The organism is Arsukibacterium indicum (assembly GCF_019100565.1).
Taxonomy (GTDB): domain Bacteria; phylum Pseudomonadota; class Gammaproteobacteria; order Enterobacterales; family Alteromonadaceae; genus Alishewanella; species Alishewanella indicum.
The window spans coordinates 496786-515462 of record NZ_JAHRID010000003.1 but is presented as its reverse complement, the minus strand read 5'-3'; the positions used below and the strand labels follow the sequence as shown (position 1 = coordinate 515462).

17 protein-coding genes are annotated in these 18677 nt (G+C 50.0%); 13 read left to right on the top strand and 4 right to left on the bottom strand.

Annotated elements, in window-relative coordinates; genetic code table 11:
* Positions 1–68: 68 nt before the first annotated feature.
* The 9 genes from KQY15_RS09560 (at position 69) to KQY15_RS09520 (ending at position 6534) form a co-directional block, all read left to right on the top strand.
* Entirely contained in the window at positions 69–2495 is a 2427-nt protein-coding gene (locus tag KQY15_RS09560; RefSeq protein WP_217668955.1) for an alpha/beta hydrolase family protein, read from the top strand.
* Positions 2496–2709: 214 nt separating this feature from the next.
* Positions 2710–3006 carry a hypothetical protein gene (locus KQY15_RS09555; protein WP_217668954.1) on the top strand — a complete coding sequence of 99 codons (297 nt, stop codon included), beginning with the start codon at positions 2710–2712 and terminating at the stop codon, positions 3004–3006.
* Positions 3007–3067: 61 nt separating this feature from the next.
* Positions 3068–3502 carry a hypothetical protein gene (locus tag KQY15_RS09550; RefSeq protein ID WP_217668953.1) on the top strand — a complete coding sequence of 145 codons (435 nt, stop codon included), beginning with the start codon at positions 3068–3070 and terminating at the stop codon, positions 3500–3502.
* A 39-nt stretch (positions 3503–3541) separates the two neighbouring features.
* Positions 3542–3799, top strand: a complete 258-nt coding sequence (locus KQY15_RS09545; protein WP_217668952.1) for a type II toxin-antitoxin system Phd/YefM family antitoxin — start codon at positions 3542–3544, stop codon at positions 3797–3799.
* Entirely contained in the window at positions 3787–4089 is a 303-nt protein-coding gene (locus KQY15_RS09540) for a type II toxin-antitoxin system RelE/ParE family toxin (protein WP_217668951.1), read from the top strand. Before KQY15_RS09545 ends, KQY15_RS09540 begins: the two co-directional genes overlap by 13 nt.
* A 74-nt stretch (positions 4090–4163) precedes the next feature.
* Positions 4164–4586 (top strand): hypothetical protein, encoded by a 423-nt coding sequence (locus KQY15_RS09535; protein WP_217668950.1) that lies wholly within the window; start codon positions 4164–4166, stop codon positions 4584–4586.
* Positions 4587–4606: 20 nt separating this feature from the next.
* A complete protein-coding gene (locus tag KQY15_RS09530) occupies positions 4607–4954 on the top strand; it encodes a hypothetical protein (RefSeq protein ID WP_217668949.1) in 348 nt (115 codons plus the stop codon).
* Between the two features lie 244 nt (positions 4955–5198).
* A complete protein-coding gene (locus tag KQY15_RS09525; protein ID WP_217668948.1) occupies positions 5199–5594 on the top strand; it encodes a DUF4156 domain-containing protein in 396 nt (131 codons plus the stop codon).
* A 136-nt stretch (positions 5595–5730) separates the two neighbouring features.
* Positions 5731–6534: a substrate-binding periplasmic protein gene (locus tag KQY15_RS09520; RefSeq protein WP_217668947.1), complete on the top strand. Its 804-nt coding sequence runs from the start codon at positions 5731–5733 to the stop codon at positions 6532–6534.
* Positions 6535–6545: 11 nt separating this feature from the next.
* Here the strand turns inward: KQY15_RS09520 and KQY15_RS09515 are convergent, their stop codons facing one another.
* The 3 genes from KQY15_RS09515 to KQY15_RS09505 form a co-directional block, all read right to left on the bottom strand.
* Positions 6546–7232: an outer membrane beta-barrel protein gene (locus KQY15_RS09515; protein ID WP_217668946.1), complete on the bottom strand. Its 687-nt coding sequence runs from the start codon at positions 7230–7232 to the stop codon at positions 6546–6548.
* A 190-nt stretch (positions 7233–7422) separates the two neighbouring features.
* The gene (malQ, locus tag KQY15_RS09510; protein ID WP_217668945.1) at positions 7423–9591 is read right to left on the bottom strand and encodes a 4-alpha-glucanotransferase; all 2169 of its coding nucleotides are present in this window, start codon (positions 9589–9591) and stop codon (positions 7423–7425) included.
* Positions 9578–10024, bottom strand: a complete 447-nt coding sequence (locus tag KQY15_RS09505; RefSeq protein ID WP_217668944.1) for a helix-turn-helix domain-containing protein — start codon at positions 10022–10024, stop codon at positions 9578–9580. Before KQY15_RS09505 ends, malQ begins: the two co-directional genes overlap by 14 nt.
* Positions 10025–10463: 439 nt before the next feature.
* Here KQY15_RS09505 and KQY15_RS09500 point away from each other — a divergent pair, with 439 nt between their 5' ends.
* The 4 genes from KQY15_RS09500 (at position 10464) to KQY15_RS09485 (ending at position 17062) form a co-directional block, all read left to right on the top strand.
* Positions 10464–13328 (top strand): TonB-dependent receptor, encoded by a 2865-nt coding sequence (locus KQY15_RS09500; RefSeq protein WP_217668943.1) that lies wholly within the window; start codon positions 10464–10466, stop codon positions 13326–13328.
* Positions 13329–13459: 131 nt separating this feature from the next.
* Positions 13460–14950 (top strand): tryptophan halogenase family protein, encoded by a 1491-nt coding sequence (locus KQY15_RS09495; protein WP_217668942.1) that lies wholly within the window; start codon positions 13460–13462, stop codon positions 14948–14950.
* 18 nt (positions 14951–14968) lie between these two features.
* Positions 14969–16411, top strand: coding sequence for an alpha-amylase family glycosyl hydrolase (locus tag KQY15_RS09490; protein WP_254795578.1), 1443 nt, complete (start codon positions 14969–14971; stop codon positions 16409–16411).
* Between the two features lie 213 nt (positions 16412–16624).
* The gene (locus KQY15_RS09485; RefSeq protein WP_217668941.1) at positions 16625–17062 is read left to right on the top strand and encodes an OsmC family protein; all 438 of its coding nucleotides are present in this window, start codon (positions 16625–16627) and stop codon (positions 17060–17062) included.
* Here KQY15_RS09485 and KQY15_RS09480 read toward each other — a convergent pair.
* Entirely contained in the window at positions 17059–18486 is a 1428-nt protein-coding gene (locus KQY15_RS09480; RefSeq protein ID WP_217668940.1) for a hypothetical protein, read from the bottom strand. The genes KQY15_RS09485 and KQY15_RS09480 overlap by 4 nt on opposite strands.
* Positions 18487–18677: the final 191 nt, after the last annotated feature.

Here is an 18677-nt window from a genome sequence, read left to right as displayed (position 1 = left end):
CAGGGCTGCCACTAAGCGCAGGCCGGATAAACCGGCTTGCGCCAATAACTTAAAAAAGGAATAAATCAGTGAAAAAATTTCTTGTGATACCTTTTGGCCTGATACTGATGTTGCTGTGCAGCCAGTTAAACGCAGCAGCGGTAGATACCGGCTACCGGCAACCGGTTGCCGACATTATGGCAATAGTGGATGCGGCACCCACGCCTGGCGCCAGCTTAAGCCCCGATGGCAACACGCTGCTAAGCCTGCAATTTCCGGCCCTGCCCAGCCTGGCCGATTTAGCAGCACCAGAACACCGGCTGGCTGGCGTGCGGTTAAATCCGGCCAATAATGGCCCCAGTCAGCCACGTTATATCGCCGGTGTTACCTTAATTGATATTGCCAGTGGCAACAGCCGTGAAATTAAAGGCCTGCCAGCAAATTTAAAGGTAATAGCAGCAGAGTGGTCACCAGACAGCCGCTACATTGCTGTAGTGCAACTGGATGATACTGCCAGCAGCCTGTGGCGGATTGATACTAAGAATGCGTCAGCAAAGCGCTGGGGCAAGGTGCAGCCCAATGCAGTGCAGGGAGCCCGGCTGGAATGGGCGGCAAACAGCGATGCCGTGTACTTGCTGGCAGTATCCGACAAGCGGCCGGCAACACCTGTTGCGCCGAAAGTACCGGCTGGCCCGGTGGTTACTGAAGCCCGTGGTCGCACGGCACCAGCCCGCACCTATCAGGACTTATTGGCAAATGCCCATGATGAAGCACTGTTCAGCCATTATTTCAGCAGTCAGCTGGTTAAAATAACGCTGAAAAATAAAGTAACCACCATTGGCAAACCAGCCCTGATCCGTAGCTTCAGCCTGTCGCCGGACAACCAGCATATTCTGGTAACCCGGGTAGTACCGCCATTCTCTTACGCAGTGCCTATTTTCCGTTTCGCCACTAACACTGAAGTATGGAACCAGCGTGGTGAAGTTAGCTACACCGTGGCGGAGCAACCGGTAGCTGATAATCTACCTATTGCTTTTGATGCGGTAGTCACTGGCCCACGCAGCGTCAGCTGGCGCAACGACGCCCCGGCAACCCTGCACTGGGCCCAGGCCGCAGACGGTGGCGACCCAGCCAATAAAGCTGAGGTTCGCGACCAGCTATGGCAGCTGGCTGCGCCTTTTACTACCGAGCCGGTAAAACTGCTGGATATGGCGTTCCGCTTCCGTAATTTACTGGCGGCCAACAGCAATACCGCGTTGGTATACGAAGGCTGGTGGCAGGAGCGGCAGGAAAAAGTCTGGCTTATCAGCCCCGATGGCAGTGCCAAACCGCGTTTATTATGGCAGCGCTCTACTGAAGACCGCTACGGTGATCCGGGTGATCCGCTGATGACCACAGCAGACAACGGCCAGCGCCTGCTTCGGCTGGAACAGGGGCACATGTATCTGACGGCGGTTGGCGCGTCAGAAGAGGGTAACCGGCCTTTTATTGACAAATACGAACTGGCAACTGGCGACACTGAACGGCTGTGGCGCTCAGAAGCACCGTATTATGAATACCCGATTACCTTATTGCCGGGCGGTAAATTACTGACTCAGCGCGAAGCACCTACGGAGCCGGCCGACTTTTACGTGCGTGATTTGCAAAGCGGTGAGTTAACGGCCTTAACCGACACACCACACCCGATGCCACATACGCTGGGCATTAGTCGCGAGCTGATTAACTACCAGCGTGCCGACGGCGTACCCATGTCGGCTAATCTGATTCTGCCTGCCGGCTACGATGCCAAACGCGATGGCCCGCTGCCGACAGTTATCTGGGCGTACCCACGCGAATTCCGTAATGCAGCGGCGGCTGGTCAGGTAGCAGACTCACCATACCGGTTTAACCGGATAAGTTACTGGACCCCCCAGTTCCTGGCCACTCAGGGCTATGCAGTGCTGGATAACGCCACTATGCCAATTGTTGGTGAGGGTGAGGTAGAGCCGAATGATAACTTTATCGAGCAACTGGTATTAAATGCCGAAGCGGCGATTGCCGCCGGGGTAAGCCGTGGTGTAACTGACCCTGAGCGGGTCGCCATTGGCGGCCACTCTTACGGTGCCTTTATGACAGCCAACCTGCTGGCCCATACCAACTTATTTAAAGCCGGTATTGCCAGAAGCGGCGCCTACAACCGCAGCTTAACGCCGTTCGGTTTTCAGCGTGAGCAACGCACTCTGTGGGATGACCCTGAGTTGTATCTGGCGATGTCGCCGTTTTTTCATGCTAACAAGCTAAAAACACCGTTGTTGATGATCCATGGCACCGACGACAATAACTCCGGTACTTTCCCAATGCAGAGCGAGCGCCTGTATCAGGCAGTGAAAGGCCATGGCGGTACCGTGCGGTTAGTTATGTTGCCGCTGGAATCGCACGGCTACCGCGCCCGCGAATCAGTACTGCATATGCTGTGGGAAACCCAGCAATGGCTGGATGAGTTTGTTAAAAACGCCAAGCCTGCCAAAGCAAAATAACGGTAGCAACTAAGCCAATACTTTTAACAAAAAGGGCTGCATGGGCAGCCCTTTGCATTGATGAAAATAACACCACGGAAATGCATTGATTTTTATGATTTTTATAAGCTTGCAGCGTAACTTCATTTTTTTTTCAAAAGATAGAATGTAATTTACACCGCATGAAAGCGTGGACGTTACAATTTATTAAGCTGTTATAGCACTTTAAGGAGTAATGGTGTTCGGCATAGAAAATAAGCATAAACTTGTCTCTCTGATTTGTATTTTACTTTCAGCTGTGTTTCTTGCACTAGCGCTACAGCATATCGGTGCAAATGATGGTTTGACGATGAAGTCAGTTTCTATGTTTGCGGGCGTCATCGCGGGAATTGGCTTTTGGTTGGTGCCTGAAAGGTTCTTCCCATTCGTATCAGAGAAAGTGCAGGGAATAAGGCGCCAGATTTCAGATAAATTAATTGTAAGTGCGGGAGTGCTGGCAATAGCGGGTTTTGTAGGTGCAGTCGTGCTGTAACAAGCAAAGCCAGCCGACGCTTACGCGCAGCTGCTTTGGGCGTTATGCGAAAAGATAATTCATGATTAGCGAACCTGAAAAACCAAAAAATTATCACAGGGATTACGCAGTAATATGCGTATTGGCACTACTTATTGCCGCCCTTCTGATTTACTTTCAAGTCCAATACGTAACCGTCATAATTCCTGTTGCCTTTGTAACCATTGCTCCGTTGTTTTGGTTCCGTGATTACCATAAGGCACAGAAAGCGTACTTAGACAAAAAAACCGCAGCTAAAAATCAGGAACAACACCAGAGCAAAAGCGATGTAAATCAAAATATTGCAAATTACGTTGCGACACAGCGTTTAAAAGGGCGAATAAAAAATGGTGGCAGTTTTGGGTTTAGCTGCGCAGAACAAGCGCCATCAAAAACGCGCCCTCTCGGTGCTCGATTCGCAACAAGTTGCTCGCCGTTTAGGCGTGCGTTAGCTGGGATTGCCTTACCCGCAAAGTGATACTATAGTGTCACTTTAAGTTTAGAACAGGGTGAACTTATGAAAGTTGAGCTAGTTACGAATCTAAAGCGGCAAGCTACAAAGATTCTGGCAGATCTGCACTTGTCGAAAGAACCCGTATTGATTACAGAGCATGGCCAGCCATCTGCATACCTTGTTGATGTACAAGATTATGAATTCATGCAGCGCCGGCTTGAACTGCTTGAGGGGCTCTGTCGGGGAGAGCGTGCTGTACTTGAGGGAAGAACGTATAGCCAGAGTGAGGCCAGAGAGAAAATGAGTAAATGGCTGAAGTAATCTGGACAGAGCCAGCCCTCCAGGAACTGGAAGCCATTGCTGAATATATTGCTTTGGACAATCCTGCTGCTGCAAGCGAACTCGTGAAGGCTGTTTTCGATAAGACAGAACGTTTGGAGCATTTCCCCAAATCCGGGCGGATTCCTCCTGAGCTCCCAGATTCGGTATACAGGGAAGTAGTGGTTCCACCTTGTCGTATTTTTTATCGTGAGGATGAACAGCGGGTTTTGGTCCTCTTTGTTATGCGAGAGGAGCGACAGCTTCGTGCGTTCATGCTTGGAAACAGCTAACAAACCTATCAACAACGACTCACAACAAGTTGCTTGCAGTTATGGCGGGCGTTTTCAAAACAAGGAGTAAGTAAATGGATCAAATAAAAAATCGGGTATTCGCCGTCATTTTAGGTATTGTGTTGGCTTATGCATCAATAGCTATCGCAGGCATTGGTGCTGCAGTAGCAATACCAGCTTACTTGCTAAAACCTGTTGCCCAAGTATCAGGCATACTTGCGTTTACTCTGGTCGACTTGTTCACAATTGCCGTGCCGCTGGCAGCAGCATTTTTAGTGGTAGCTTTCGCCAGTAAGTTGGTAATCAGTAAGCCAGATTTCACTTTTTATGCGTTGTTGCTCGCGCCTCTGGTGCTATTGCAGCTGTATTTTGTTGTGCAATCACAGCCTCAGATGTTCAATAACTTCGTTACAACGCTGCCACGTTATCTGTTGTTGGCAGTGTGTTTTTACTTTTTGGTTCTCAGCGCTAAGCGGGTAAATGCCAAACCAGAGTAGCTAATGTAGGTCTTTTCCTGGTGCCTGAAGGAGTTCAGGCGCATGCTGGCCGCTCAGAAGTTAATTTTGCTAATGTCTACTATTCAGAAGATTGTGACTTAGATTATCAGCTGAATTTGCAGCTTGACGGTGATATGTTGTTTCAAAGCAATCACTCCGCTTATCCGTCCTTTAGGGCAAAATGGCGTCTCAGTGATTATCCGTATATCCAGCTGTATCAGGAAGCGCCCTATCTCAACCTTTACTACCAGATCGAGCCTAGCGAAAGCAGTGATATTTTAGGTACGGTCATCGTTATCCGGCTGTTACCACTAAGTACACCAATGAGGTTGCCGGCGTGCAAATTGGTGCATGGCATTAGGGGCTAGCAAGCTGCTGGCAGGCGTCGGTTGCATAAGCTGCCCTATTCAGGCGTTTTATTCTGCCGCTTTTGGCTATGTTACTGTGTTGGTCTTCCGTCCCAAAAATTTCAACACAAACTTGTTGAACAATTAGGCAATATAGGCTAACTTCAATTTGTTTACAAAATCCATAATCCTATTTACATCAGGTTTGGTGTAGAAAGTATAAATAGCTGTATCAAACCCCGAGGCCAGAACCGGAGCCAGAAAAATGCTTAAATTATCTGCCACTGTATTACTTTGCTTATTAATGATTGGTTGTGCTGCAAAGTCTTCCCATCAGTTAACCGGCCAGGCCCGGGCTGCTATTTCACCGGCAGAGGTTGTGGTGTTCAGCGAGCCTCCGCAGCAGTATTCAGAAATTGCTATTGTAACCGCGACCAGTGGTGGTTCTATCACCCCGGCTAACAAAGGCAAAACAGCAGACGTGTTAAATTGGTTAAAAGCTGAAGCGGCGGCACTGGGCGCCAATGGCATTATTTTAACCAGCCTGGAAGAAGACGTTGAAATGGACCGGGTGCCAACCACAACGGGCACGCAAAGCAGCCACAATAACGTAACTAAGTTTTACCAGATCGCACAGGCAACAGCGGTGTATGTTGAGTAATAGTTGCCGGCAATGTTGAAGCGGGCTGGCCGTGCAGATATTTATCAGGCTGACGTGACCACCCGCAGAAGTTAGCGGATTTATTTTCTGCTATGCTTGTTTAACGTTCCTCTGATAGTCAAACAAGGTCATACGAATGCGAATGCGTTGGCTGGGCGGTATGCTGATAGGGCTTGCCGTCTGTTGTTATGCCATGGCAGCACAAGATAACCAACCTGAACTGGAATGGTGTCTTGATCACTTACCTGACAGGCATGATTATCCTGATGACGGTTTACCCTACGGGCCTACTGTGGATTTTATGCAAGAGGTTGCCCGACGGGCCGGGATTAGGCTGCGTTTTAGCCCCAATACGCCTTTTGCCCGTTGTCTGAGACAGATGGAGCGTGGCACCACCGATGTTATGATCCGCTTGAATGGCAGCCCCGAGCGGGAACGCTTTATGTATATGATTCCCGTCGACTACGCCCGGGAAGAAGTACTGCTGTTAAGAAAAGACAGCCCGGATGTGAAATCAATTCTCGAGCTGCTGTCGTTAAACCTGATCGTTATTCGCAGCTATACCTATAACGCCGATACGGTTAAGACGCTGGCAACACACAGAAAGACGATTAAAATGGACTCTCAGGATTCCGGCCTGCAATTGTTGCTAAAAGGCCGGGGTGACGCCTTAATCAGCACTGTCGAAATTGCCCGTAACAGGATCAGAAGTAACCCGTTTTATCATGGCCAGTTTAAGTTCGCCAGTGTCTCTTTTGATCTTACTGAACCACGTTTTGTGCATTTGGGGCTGTCCAGAGCCAGCCCGCATGCACACTTGCATCAGCGCTTAGCCGACGCTGTTCAGTCTATAATTGCCGATGATCTGATTAATCACTATTTTCATCAGTTGCCATCAGGCCAGACCCAACTTGAAACCCAACGCGAGGCCCAGCCATAGCCTCGCTAAAATTAAAAGTAGTAACGTGCACCAAGGCTAAAGTGACTGGTGTTTTCGTCCAACAGTTTGCCGTAGCTTAACTCTGATGTCAGAGCAAACGCAGGTGTGAAACGGTACTGCGCACCAACGCCAAAACCATACTGGCTTTTGTTTTCTAAATCCGCATTAAGATATTCGTAGTGAACCTGAGCCGACAGTTCCAGCTTCTCGTTAATATTCGAGCGTAGCACCACTTCAGTTTTCACCGAATTTTCTGTGCTACTACCGCTAAAGCTTTCAGCAAAACTTAGTTGCTCATTAACGTAGATTTGAAAATCACTCTTTGCAGCTAACCGGTAGCCGCCGAAATAGCCGGCAAAGCTGATATTTGTTTTTTCACTGATTGGCTTTATATAACCGCCACCCACATAATAACGATCCAAGGTTAGTTTGGTGCTTCCTGTCGCGCGCTCATTACCATTGCTTGCAGTAAATGATTCGCTGTCAGAATAGCGTTGCCATTCGGTGGCAATAAACCAGTTATTATTAAACTGCCAGGCGGCATTAAAGCCCCAGCCGGTATCAGAAAAGTTATCTTCACCTGATTGAGAAATACGCTCAACCGAGCCCTGTACATAACGGTAACTCGGAGCCGTGTCGGCCTGTACCGCTGCACAAGTAAATAACGCAGTAACTAACGCAACTTTTTTAAACAACATAAAACATCCTTTTATATATTAAACACAAGGGCAGCTGGAAATACGGCTGTGTTTATATCCGAAACAAGGATGCGGGTAAATAACTTTATTTAAAATAATCTGTAACAAAAAATGTTAAAGAAAAACATTGGTTAAAAAAAGACCAGAGCCTGGTAAGGTGCTGGTCTTATTTGTTTTTTTGTGATCCGTGCTAATGGTCGGAGCGGCGTTGCTGTGCCATGTCAGTGATCAGTTCGCGTACCTCGCTTTGCTGCAGTGCCTGCTCAAACTCAACAGGCAACTTGCGCCGCCAGTTTGGGTATTCGGTGCTGGTACCCGGAATGTTCACCGGGGTGGCGACCAGCAGCAAATCTTCCAGCTGATACGCCATTAAGCGGGCCGGTGTCGCTGCCAGATACAGATGGCTGTTATAAACTAATTGCCTGGGATTACCATGCTCCAGTTGCAACTGCTCAGACAATAGCTGTTTTTCGTCTTTACGTAATTGCTCCAGATTAGCGGCGATCTGCGCGCTGGGGAATAAATCCAGCTGGTGGCGCAGGGCCAAATCGTGCTCATTCCAGAAGCCCACCAGGGTTGGCATATCGTGGGTGGTAACTGTGGCCAGTGACAGCGCCGGGTAGGTTTGGTCACGGTGCTGATAGCTGCCTGCTTTTTGTTCCAGCATAAATACCCGGTACGACATTACCTGATACTTCGCCATTAGCTGACTGATTTCTACCGGCACTGTGCCTAAGTCTTCGCCAATAACCACACAATGATTGCGCTGACTTTCCAGCGCCATAATGGCAAATAAAGCTTCAGCTGGCATGCTGATGTAACCGCCGGCTGTTGCGTCGGCGCCGGGCGGACAGCACCACAGCCGCAGTAAGGCCATAACATGGTCAAGACGAAGCGCCCCGGCATAGCGCATATTGGCGCGGATAAGCGCAATAAACGGCTGATAGGCCTTCTGGCGTAACGTTTGCGGATTATAAGCCAGCAGGCCCCAGTTTTGGCCTTTCGGCGCCATAATATCCGGCGGCGCACCCACGCTTAAATTCATCAGAAAATCTTCCGGTGCGCCCCAGCTTTCGGCACTGTTGCTGTTGGCGCCTACGGCCACATCGCAGTACAGACCAATCGCCATGCCCTGTTGCTGACATTCTGCTTTTACTTCAGCCAGCTGCTGCTGGGCCAGCCATTGCAGATACAATTGCTGCTCAATGGCATCACTGTGCTCGTCAGCAAATTGCTGCACTGCCTCGCTGTGTGGGTTCTGATACTCAGGCGGGAAATTCTGCCAGCAGGCCATTTGCATATCACGGCTGAATAACACAGCCTGTAACACCTGATAACGGGCCAGACTCCGCAGGCTGGAGTCGCTTTGCTCAATAAACTGCTGAAACTGCTGCGCCCGCTGGCTGTTTGTGGCCAAGTGCTGTTGCTTAAAGTGCTGAAACAGCAGGGTTGCCATTTCTGTTTTCAGGCTGCTGACCGCATGGTAGTCAACATCGGCGGCGGCCCGGCAGCGCTGTAAGCGGCTTTGAAATGGCTGGCTTTGCAGTAACTGTTGTGCCTTGGCACATTCGGCAAATTCCGGGCTGTGTTCCAGCGCCACATATAGGGTATTAAGCCATAACCGGCTGTTCGGGCTGTATGGGCTGCAATCCTGCGGTAGCCCCGGATACAGCGCATGTAACGGATTTAAGCCGATAAAATCATTGCCCAGGGCTGCTAGCGGCGCCACCATATTTTTTAAATCGACAAAGTCGCCAATACCCCAGTTACGGCCAGAGCGCAGTGCATAAAGCTGAATAGCCGGCCCCATAGTTTTATGCAGTACCGCCTGATCCTGCAACTGAAAACAGCGGCCTGGGGCCACAATAAGCTGTTGCTGATAGCTGTGACTGTCAGACTGCGCAGCACCGGTTACCGGTGTTAACTGCAGCTGATGATAACCAGGGCCAAGTTCAACATCAATTTTCAGGTTAACCGCCAGGTATTCAGTTCCCGCCAGCTGCTGCCGTTCAATAATATCGCTGGTGGCAATTTGCAACCGGCCAGAATACCGTTGTTGTTGCTCGGTAGTCAGTTGCCATTGCCACTGGCTGTGCGCGGTGGCTGCGGCTTGCTGAAGCCGGACAGTCAGCGGCTGATCTTCAGATAACACCTGCACCGGGGCAACGGTTTCAGCCCACGGCTGTTGTTGCAGCTGCTTGATTTGACTACAGATAACGTCGCTGTTGCTTAAGTCATAACCCATAGCCGCCAGAATAGCCTGTTGATCTGCCAGCGCAATGTGTTCGACATGCCCCTGAGCGTGCACATAGCTGTCTTGCAGCCCGGCTAATGCTGCAAGTTGCTTAATTGGTTCCATACATCACCTGTCGGCTGGCCAGGGGTTGCCCCGGGAAAGAACGGCTGTTTTTGCTGTTGCTGCGCTGGCGATAAACGCCAGGTGGGCAGCCCTGCCAGCTTTTAAATGCTTTTTGAAAACTGCTTTGTTCTTCAAAGCCCAGCTGGGTAGCAATTTCCTGAATATTGTAAGTATTTTCCTGCAGGTACTGCTGCGCCAGCTGGTGGCGACACTCATTTACTACCTGTCGGAAACAGGTGTTGCTGGCCTGCAGGTAGCGTTGTAACGAACGGCTGCTGATATTAAGCAGTCTGGCCATATCATTCAGCCTGGGCACCTGTGGCAGTTGCCGGCAAATATGCTGTTTTAACAACGGCAACGGGCTGTTATGCCAGTTGCTGCAATTACTTGCTGTTGCGCGGTACCGCCAGAAACCATGGCTTGCAATAGTCATTGTGCAATGCTCCAAATTGGCAGCAAAGCAAAATCCCCGGCTTTGCCCGTTACTGCCATTAATTGGTGCAAGCATAAAACAACGTTGGACTATAGTTAAACATGCTGCATACGTATGCAGCGAAAATAGCCGCAAATATCCGGCAGCTACCAGCGGTAATCCGGCTGGATTTCAGACAGAGTAAGCAACATTGTCGTTGGGTGGCAGCTTTATAGCTGGCTTAGCCAGCAAGGCCTGCACTGCAATTGTGCGCAGAGTAATCACTTTGCCCCGGCATTGTGCAATAAGCAGGGTATGAATACGTATTCATATTGAGCTTAGGCCCGAATAAGTTTAATAAATGACCATAGTAAAAGTTGGTTAGTAAGTTTTCACCGTTTGCAATAAACCGGGAAGGCTCTACTGCTGAACAATAACAACCTCACCGGGGACAAGGGTAATGAAAAACTTTAAATTAAATATGCTGACTGTCGCGCTGATTGCAGCCGGCGCCAGCTCTGCCGCTGTTGCGCAGCAAACGACTGACGCCAGCGAACAGGCAAAAGAAGATAACATCGAAGTCATTGCAGTTACCGGCTACCGCGGTAGCCTGCAAAAAGCCCAGGCCATTAAAATGAGCGAAAGCTCGGTGGTGGAAGTGCTGTCAGCCGAAGATATCGGTAAGTTACCAGACACCAGTATTGCAGAATCACTGGCGCGTTTACCTGGCCTGGCCGGTGAGCGTCGTAACGGCCGTACCAGCGGTTTATCGGTACGCGGCTTTAATGAAAACTACGTTGGCACCTCACTGAACGGCCGTGAGCTGTTAGGTATGGGTGACAACCGTGGTGTTGAATACGACTTATACCCGTCTGAAATTGTATCTACCGCAGTAGTGTATAAAACGCCTGATGCCACCGTTATGGCCCAGGGCATTGGCGGTACTATCGATTTACAAACCATCCGGCCGTTAACTGCAGAATCTACCTTAACGTTTAACGCCAACTTTGAGCAAAACGGTACCTCGTCAGGAAACCCGGATTTTGATAATAATGGCCACCGTTTCTCAGTAAACTTTGTTGATAAGTTTGTCGATGACACCCTTGGCGTTGCCCTGGTGGTATCGTCTATGGAAACGCCTCGGCAGGAGCAGCAGTTCCGCGGCTGGGGTTTTGCTAATGTTAACCTGGCTCGCAATGAAGACGGCAGCTTTGTAAATCCGCGCCGTGCTACTGATACAGTAACCGTGCCGGAAGGTACTGTGGTGTCAGGCGGTCACGATTCTTTTACCCGTTCAGCAATGCTGGAGCGTGACTCGTTCGCCGCCATTGTCGAATATATGCCAAGCGACAAACTGACCGTTAAGTTTGACGCCCTGTATATCGACTTTGTTGAAAACGACGTACGCCGTGGCCTGGAAGAAGGTGGTGCTGAGTGGGGTACCGGCGACTACACCATTACCGGTGTTGAAAACGGCCTGGTAACTTCAGGCTACTATGATGGTTTTCACTCAGTAGTCCGTAACGATGCCCGGCGCCAGGAAGCCGAGTTAATGACTTTTGGCTTAAACCTGGAGTATGAGCTAAGCGATGACTGGACCGCACAACTGGATATGTCCAGCGGTAAAGTAGACAAAACCATTACCGACGTGGAAAGTTACTCTGGTGTTGGCCGTGCCGGTACCCCTGGCCGGCCGCTGGCTGCCCGCTCGTGGGAACTCACCTCAACTGGTGTGATTTACAGCGACCACCCAACCCTGCCATCAGTGGATTATACCGACGCCAGCCTGATGCGTTTAGCCGGTCCACAAGCCTGGGGTGGTGCATTAAACCCTATCGAGCGTTTCCAGGGGCAGCCTGGTTTTGGCCCGGATACCGCGCAGGATGGTTTTGTTAACCAACCGGTATTTGAGGAGACTTTAGACAGTATCCGGCTGCAATTTAATGGTTTTGTAAACTGGGGCATTATTACCGGCGTAGAAACCGGCCTGATGTATCAGGAACGTTCAAAAACCAAAATTAACAATGGTGCATTTTTAACCGCGCCAAGCTGGCCGGGCGATGTGGCTATTCCTAACCCGCTTGGCGTGGCCGATTTAAGCTTTGTTGGTATTGCCGGCGTTACCGCTTACGACAGTTTAGGCCTGTATAACAGCGGCTACTTCATTGAAACCGATGCCGCGCTGTTGGAAAACGGTCGTTTTGGTGACACTTATAAAATTGACGAAGAGTTAACCACCGCCTTTGCCAAGTTTGATTTAAATACCGAAGTTGCCGGCATGATGGTGCAGGGTAATTTTGGCTTACAAATTGTGAATGCCAAGCAAAGTGGTGAAGGTTTCAGCACCACCAGTAATGCCCAGGGCTTTACCGTGGCGACCCCGGTGAGTGACAGCGATGACTATACTGATATTCTGCCAACCTTAAACTTAAGTGTGGAAGTGGCCGATCGTCAGTATGTGCGCACGGCCATGTCAAAAGTAATCAGCCGGCCACGGATGGACAACCTGCGCCCGAATGCTCAGGTAACTTTCCAGTTTAACGATGGCAATATTCTAAGCACTGATCCGGCCAACAGCCCCTGGGGTGGTAATGCCGGTAATACCCGGTTAAAACCGCTGGAAGCAAATCAGTTTGACCTGGCTTACGAGAATTACTATCACGACAATGGTTTTATTGCTGTCAGCTTCTTCTTTAAAGATCTGAAAAACTGGCACCGCAATGAAACGGTAATTGCTGATTTCTCTGATGTGTATATTCCGGGTTTCCACCAGTCGTCTGACGCTACCGGTAATCAGCCGCCAGCCCTATTTGTTGGTGGTATTTCTCAGGTCACCGACGGCTTGCAGGGTTTTGTCCGTGGTTATGAATTCCAGGCCAGTGTGCCGTTTGAAATTGTCCATGACGCTTTAGACGGTTTTGGTGTGGTGGCCAGCGCTACCTTTATGGATGGTAAGCTTGATGACGGTGGCCGGGTGCCTGGTTTATCAGAAGAAATTTACACCTTAACCGCTTACTACGAGTACAAAGGCTTTGAGTTCCGGATTTCCGGCACCAAGCGTGACGAGTTCTTAAGTGAAACCCGTGGTTTAAGTTTATCACTGGCCACAGTGGAAGACCGCGGTGCTGAACTGTGGGATGCCCAGATTGGTTACGACTTCAGCGAGTCAGGTATTGATGCACTGGACGGGCTGCGGGTTACCTTCCAGGTGCAGAACATTACGGATGAGCCGACCTTAAAAACCAACGGTGCTGACGTGCGTCAGGTTACCGAGTACCAGAGCTTTGGTACTAACTATATGTTAGGTCTGAACTACAAGTTTTAAGAAGTAAGTTCTGATAAATCTGCCTGGCCGGCCTGCTATAGTAAGAAGCAGGCAGGCTGAAGCAGAGTAGTTTCTCCCTGGTAAAAGCCCGGCCTGGATTAAGGGCCGGGCTTTTTTTTGAGTGGATAATTATGAATAACGCGATTAAGAAAGTGGTGGTGTTAGGCGGCGGTACTGCTGGCTGGATGACAGCCGCCCTGCTGAAAAAAGTGATCGCCGGTGCTGTTGATATTGAGCTGGTGGAATCAGAAGATATCGGCACCGTCGGTGTGGGTGAGGCCACTATTCCGCCCATTCGCTTATTTAATAATGTGATGGGCATCAATGAAGCGGAATTCCTGCGCGAAACCAAAGCAACCATTAAACTGGCCATTAAGTTTGATAACTGGCGGGTACCGGGTGAAGGCTACTTTCATACCTTTGGTGCGCCGGGAAAAAGCCTGGCATTTTGTCATTTTCATCATTTGTGGCTGCGGGCCCGCCAGCACGGTGATACCACCGATTTATGGCAATACGATTTAAACTATCTGTGTGCTATGGCCGGTAAATTTGCGCCAATTAATGCTAAAGACAGTATTCTGGAGCTGCCGTACGCTTACCACTTTGATGCCGGTCTTTATGCCCGTTATTTACGCAAGCTTAGCGAGCAAATGGGTGTGGTGCGCCATGAAGGTAAGGTACAGCAGGTATTTCAGCACACCAACGGTGATATTAAATGCCTGGTGCTGGACGATGGTCGCGAGCTGAGCGGTGACTTATTTATCGACTGCTCGGGTTTTCGCGGTTTGCTTATTCAGGACAAACTGAATGCCGGTTATGATGACTGGAGCCACTTTTTACCCTGCGACCGTGCTGTCGCAGTACCATCTGAGCGCTTTGAGAAAACCGTGCCGTACACCCGTGCTATTGCCCACAGTGCCGGCTGGCAATGGCGAATTCCGTTGCAACATCGCAATGGCAATGGCCTGGTGTACAGCAGCGCCCATTATACTGACCAGCAGGCCAGCGATTTACTGCTGGCCAACTTAGATCGCAAAGCACTGGCTGAGCCTAAATTTTTGCGTTTTAAAACCGGCCGCCGCCGTCAGCAATGGCAGCGCAATGTGGTGGCGGTGGGCTTAAGCAGTGGCTTTTTAGAGCCGCTGGAATCCACCAGTATTCATCTTATCCAGTCGGCCGTGGTGCGGCTTATTCAGCTGTTCCCCCACAATGGCATTTGCCAGAGTGCGATTAAAGAATACAACCGGCAATCAGAGCTGGAATACACCCAGATCCGCGACTTCCTGATTTTGCATTACCACGTTAACGAGCGCAGCGACAGCCAGTTCTGGCGCGATATGCAGCAGTTAGCCATTCCGGACAGTTTACGCCAGAAAATGGCGATTTTCGCTGATAATGGCCAGCTTTTCCGTGATCAAAACGATTTATTCCTGGAAAGTTCCTGGCTGCAGGTGATGTTAGGCCAGGGCATAGAGCCGAAAGATTACCACCCGATAGCCGGTAATTTCAGTCCGGATAAACTGCGCGATATGCTGGCCAGTATTCAGGCCATTAAGCAGGAACCGCTCAGTAAACTGCCGGATCATGATACCTATATTCATACCATGATTAGCCGCAGCTAACCACAGAGGAATTTTGCAATGAAAACCGTACAATACTGCACCGGCTTATTGATCCTTGTTGTATTACTGCTTAGCGGCTGTGCTGGCAGTGCAGCCGGCAATAACGGCGCCGGCGCCGCTGCCATCAGCCCGGGGGTTACCATGACCGACAGTTCACTGCAACGTTACCAGCCTGAGCCGTACGTTAAGCTCAGTCACCCGCAGTGGAGCAAAGATGCGGTAATTTACCAGATAAATACCCGCCAGTTTACGCCAGAAGGCACTTTTGCCGCTGCCCAGCAGCAATTGCCGCGGCTAAAAGCGCTGGGGGTGGATATTCTGTGGTTGATGCCCATTCAGCCAATTGGTGAAGTAAACCGCAAAGGCAGCCTGGGCAGCCCGTATTCGATAAAAGATTACTACGGGGTTAACCCGGAGTTTGGCAATAAACAGGATATTAAAGCCTTTATCAGCGCCGCCCATCAGCAGGGCATGTACGTTATTCTGGACTGGGTAGCGAATCATACGGCGTGGGATAATCCGCTGACAGAACAACACCCCGACTGGTATATCCGTGACTGGAAAGGTGACTTCCGGCCAACCCCGTGGTGGGACTGGAGCGACATTATCGAACTGGATTACAGTAAGCCAGGCTTGCGGAAGTACATGACCGACGCCATGAAATACTGGATTGAGGACATAGGTTTTGATGGTTTCCGGGCGGACGTGGCTGGCTTTGTGCCGCTGGATTTCTGGGAAAACGTCAGGGCCGAGCTTACAACAGTAAAACCGGTATTTATGCTGGCCGAGTTTGAAGGCCGCGATTTTCATGCCGAAGCCTTTGACGCCACTTACGGCTGGACCTGGCATCAGGCGGTACATGCCGTGGTTACCGGCCATGCTGACGTCAATAAGCTGTATGTCTATTATTCGTGGAACGAGAAATACTTTCCACAGCAGGTTATGCGCCTGCTGGGTACCAGCAACCATGACCAGAACGCCTGGGAAGGCACCGAATTTGAAATGTTTGGCGATGCGCTGCCGGCGGTAACGGTATTGTCGTTTGTCAGTGAAGGCATTCCTATGTTGTATAACGGCCAGGAAGCCGGCAACGAAAAGCGGCTGGAATTCTTTGAGAAAGACCCGATTGTCTGGCGCGAACATGCCAATGGCGAGTTATATAAAAAGCTTATCAAGCTGAAAAAATCGCAATCGGCATTGTGGAATTCAACCTGGGGTGCCCGGATGATCCCGGTACATAACAGCCAGGCCAATCAGGTACTAAGCTTTGTTCGTCAGGATGCCAACAGCAAGGTGTTTGCAATATTTAACTTCTCAGATAAACCGCAACAGGTAAGCTTTAAAGCCCACCTGCATCATGGCAGTTACCACGAGTATTTCAGTGATCAGCGCGCCAGCTTTGGTGCAGATACTGTGCTTACTCTGCCAGCCTGGGGCTACCGGGTTTATCTGCGCCGCTAGCATTGCAATTTTTACAATTCTGAACAGCCAGTTTGAATTCTTTACCTGGCCCGTTCTGATTCTGTGTCATGGCAGTGGCTGAAAGTACCGCCTGACAGGCGGTAAAGCAGGTGGAACAACTTTTGCTGGCTATACTGTAGGTAATCAGCATGGCGACATGCTGATTCTATCCGTGTTAACGCAACCCACTGTTAGTAACAAAAGGAGAACTACATGGCAATTATCAATTGGGCAACAGCAACCTATGAAGGGCTGGGCAAAGATGGCAAAGGACATGTATCTACCCAGTCGGGAGCCTTAAAAGACCAGCCTTATGGTTTTAACACCCGCTTTGAAGATAAAGAAGGCACTAACCCCGAAGAGCAAATTGCTGCTGCACATGCCTCCTGCTTCACTATGGCATTATCATTCGGTCTGGCCAAGCAGGGGTATAGCAAAGGGTCGCTGAAATCTAAAGCCAGTATTACCCTGATGAAAGACGGTGATGGTTTTACGGTGACTAAATCTGAAATTAAGTTAGACGCTAAGGTGCCGGGCATGCATGGCTCTGACTTTGAAAAAGCAGCAGTAGAGGCAAAGCTGAACTGCCCGATTTCCAAATTATTAAATTGCGACGTAACACTGGATATTACTTCTTTCGAAGGCAACTAATTCTGCTTCAGTGTGGCGTTTTGCCATAAATTCTGGTGTGCCGGATCATTAAAAAATTGATCCGGCTGCCAGCAGCGAGGCAATAGTTTGCGCAGATAGCGCGCTTCGCCATCCTGATACAGTGCATTCAGCAACGCCTTTAAACGGTGCTCCGGCAGTACTTCCAGCCGCTCACGAGCCACTTTAAAATACAGGTTGTAATCAGTTTGCAGGCTAATGTCTATGCCGGTGTTGCGGTACTGCTGCTGGCGGCTGACCACCCGGCAATTCGGTTGTTCAGGTTTTTGCGGGTACAGGCCGTTAACAATGGCAAACTCGTAGCGATCCTGCGGCTGATTATCTGCTGCCAGAGGGGTGAATACCACGCCATAACCCTGTGGAAACAGGCCGGTGATTCTTAATAACTGATCAACCAGCAGGCCGTTGTATTCATTGCGACGGGCCCCTTCGCGCATTAACAGCGCGGCTTTGGGCAATAAGGCATAGTTAAAACGCTGGCGGCCCGGTAACACAATAGAGGCATACACCTGCGGCACTTTCAGCAGGCTGCCGAACAGAGTTTTATCGGTAGGGTTTAACTGCAATAACTGGCTAAGCCAGTGCAAACGCTGCTGCTGGGCGGCAAAGTATTGTTCACGTTCTGTTTTATTGTTGCCTTTGTATGGCGCTATGCCAAACCCTTGTTGCAGCAATGCCAGACTGGCTTCACTGCTTATTTTCAGCAGCCGCTCGCGTTCTTCCATTTTTAACGGCCGGTCTGTATCAAACTGGGCTAATTCACCCTGAATAATACCCAGCGCGTCGGGGTGCAGTAAGCCAATATCCTGCAGCAGTATTGCCATAACAATCGGTAATTGCACATGCTGACGATACGGGCAATCATCTGGCGCCTGGCGGTTACGCAGCTGATAATGGCTGACCAGTGCCGGGTCGTCCAGCAATTGCTGAGCAAGCAGATGATCTAACAGCCGCAGGCTGAGCACTGCCCGGTAAAGTGGCTTAAAAGCATACTGTACCCGCTCACGCTGCCGTTTTTCGGTTGGCACCATAATTTGTAAACAGCCCAGCAAACGGGCGCTGAATACCAGGGTTTCGCTGTTGCTCTCCCCCTCCGCCAGCTGCAATAACTGTTCGGCCAGCATGTGTAAATCGGCCCAGCGTATCAGCCGGGCTTTTTCATCCTGATACTGCAATTCACTGTAATGTTGCCGCGCTTGCTGGCGTTGGCTCTGGCTGGTGCCCGGGGCCTGCTGTAGTTGCTGCCAACGTTGCTCAGCCTGCTTAAGTTCCATTTGCTGCTGCCGGTAACTGGCAAAAAACGCTTTGCTGCGCTGATAAAAACAGCTGGCGTCGCCGGAATACAACACATCCAGCAAACGCTCCAGCCGGTACACCATTACCGAGCTTTTGGCCGTTTTTTTCACCTGAGGGTTTCCTTATTGCTGAACAAGCAATTTACGTATCTTGCCCGCTACCATAGCCTGAGTTTACGCCAATGAAAAGTCAGCAAGCGGTTGCACCAATTTGGTTACCGGCAAATGACCACTGCGCCATTTTAGCGCTTGTGAATACGTATTCATATTGCCAGTTGCCCCAAATAGGTTAATAACTAAGC